Here is a 1,861-nt window from a genome sequence, read left to right as displayed (position 1 = left end):
AAAAGTACGCTAGCTGATATGATCTAATACTACAAATGCATAGCTATTAGAATGGGTAGACTTAAAAGAGAATGTGCTATGCCTGGTATATTTGTGCGTTGTTGATAATTCAGGTAAAATCAAGTCATGAAAATTATCTTTATCAAGACCCTGCTTTAAATTATATTAACCCCAGCCTCATGGCATCTATTATCACTTTTTTCATCCCGTCCTGCTTTTTCTCAAATTCCTGAGTAAGTTCGTAGCATAATAGCAAATCATGAGAAGCTTTCTCCAGACATTCAACATACTGACCCGTGAAGACATCGATCTGTTCGAAAGTAAAGTGGTGCCTAAAACCATAAAAAAAGGTGAGTTTTTCATTAAAGAAGGTCAGGTTTCTCAGGAGGTTGGTTTTGTCACATCCGGATTATTTCGGTCTTTTTACTATTCATCAGCCGTTGAGGAGGTAACGTATTGCTTTACTTTTGCTAACACATTTGTAAGTGCTTACTCGTCTTTTTTATCTCAAGACAAAACCGCAGAAAACATCCAGGCCCTCACTGATTGTGAGCTTTTGACGATTTCCAGAGATGAAATACTAGCGTTGGAGCTAACCAATACGCGCTGGTTAAAGCTTTTTAAGCTTATGGCTGAGCAGGAGTACATTAAAATGGAGAAGAGAATCTTTCTGCTACAAAAAGAAACTGCAGAGCAGCGATACCGCGATTTGTTGGCCAACCAACCCGAGCTTTTGCAGCTCATTCCTCTCAACTTTCTTTCTTCTTACCTGGGCATCACACAACGGCATTTGAGTCGCATAAGAAAATCGATATCGAATTAGACATTTGTCCTTTCAAAGCCATGGGCCAGCATAGTTCTTTGTGAAAACATCGAACTAGAAAATGAAGAAAGTATTAATCATAAACGGCCACCCTGATACAGAAAGCTATAATTACGCGTTGGCAGAGGCATACAGAAGCGGGGCCAGTCAAACATACGCTACAATAAGTCAGATCAATATCGCAGAATTAGACTTTAACCCTAACCTACAATTTGGCTACCGTAAGCGAATGACATTAGAGCCCGATTTGAGTGATGCTATCGATAAAATCAACTCAGCCGATCACCTGGTATGGGTATTCCCTATGTGGTGGTATAGCTACCCGGCAATTATGAAAGGCTTTATTGACAGGGTGTTTCTTCCAGGCATTACTTACCAACCGATAGAAGGCAAGCCATTTCCTGAAAAGCTCTTAAAAGGCAAATCAGCCCGACTGATCATCACGGCAGACACTCCAAGGTGGTACGATTATTTGTTTATGAAAAGCAACACAATCAATCAGCTTAAAAAAGGCACTTTGAAGTATTGTGGTGTCAATCCTGTGAAAGTGACTTACCTTGCCCCTATCAAAGATTCAAGTGTCACAGCCAGAAACGCATGGCTGGAGCAAATAGCGGTCTTAGGAAGTGAGTTGAAATAAGCAACGATCACCTACCTGAGTTTACCAAGCGTAATTTACCGAATGGGAAAGCTGCCTTTACATCAATATTCTCATTTTAGAATGCGATACTTACCTCATCACAGTAGGATAGACTTGCAGTTTTTGCTCCTTGATAAGTCTTAGAATGCTTACATCGATTTCCACTACACTCAACCGTATATAATAATGCCTTAATTTCATATTCTCCAGCTGCCAGCTCAGTTCGGTAACTTTCACCGTTTGCAATTCTTACATCTGCGTCAGCTTTTATTTCCCCATCAAGGTAAACCAGTAGTGATCCACTAGGGTTCACATTCGTTATTATCAGCGTCCCAGTATTATTCACTTCACAAGGTCTAACCTCAACCTCTTCTGTACATGATAGCAAGACTATTCCC

The 1,861-nt window shown here is 40.4% G+C and carries 3 protein-coding genes; 2 read left to right on the top strand and 1 reads right to left on the bottom strand.

Going from position 1 to position 1,861, the window contains the following annotated elements:
• Positions 1-259 precede the first annotated feature (259 nt).
• A complete protein-coding gene (locus tag E1176_RS01670; protein ID WP_155208843.1) occupies positions 260-823 on the top strand; it encodes a Crp/Fnr family transcriptional regulator in 564 nt (187 codons plus the stop codon).
• Positions 824-884: 61 nt separating this feature from the next.
• A complete protein-coding gene (locus E1176_RS01665; protein ID WP_155208842.1) occupies positions 885-1,463 on the top strand; it encodes an NAD(P)H-dependent oxidoreductase in 579 nt (192 codons plus the stop codon).
• A gap of 76 nt (positions 1,464-1,539) precedes the next feature.
• On the opposite strand, the gene E1176_RS01660 is transcribed toward E1176_RS01665, so the two are convergent.
• Positions 1,540-1,861 (bottom strand): hypothetical protein (locus E1176_RS01660; RefSeq protein ID WP_222933052.1); only part of this gene is annotated, 322 nt, incomplete at its 5' end.

It is taken from the genome of Fulvivirga aurantia, assembly GCF_009711475.1.
Taxonomy (GTDB): Bacteria; Bacteroidota; Bacteroidia; order Cytophagales; family Cyclobacteriaceae; genus Fulvivirga; species Fulvivirga aurantia.
This window is presented reverse-complemented; position numbering and strand designations above follow the sequence as displayed.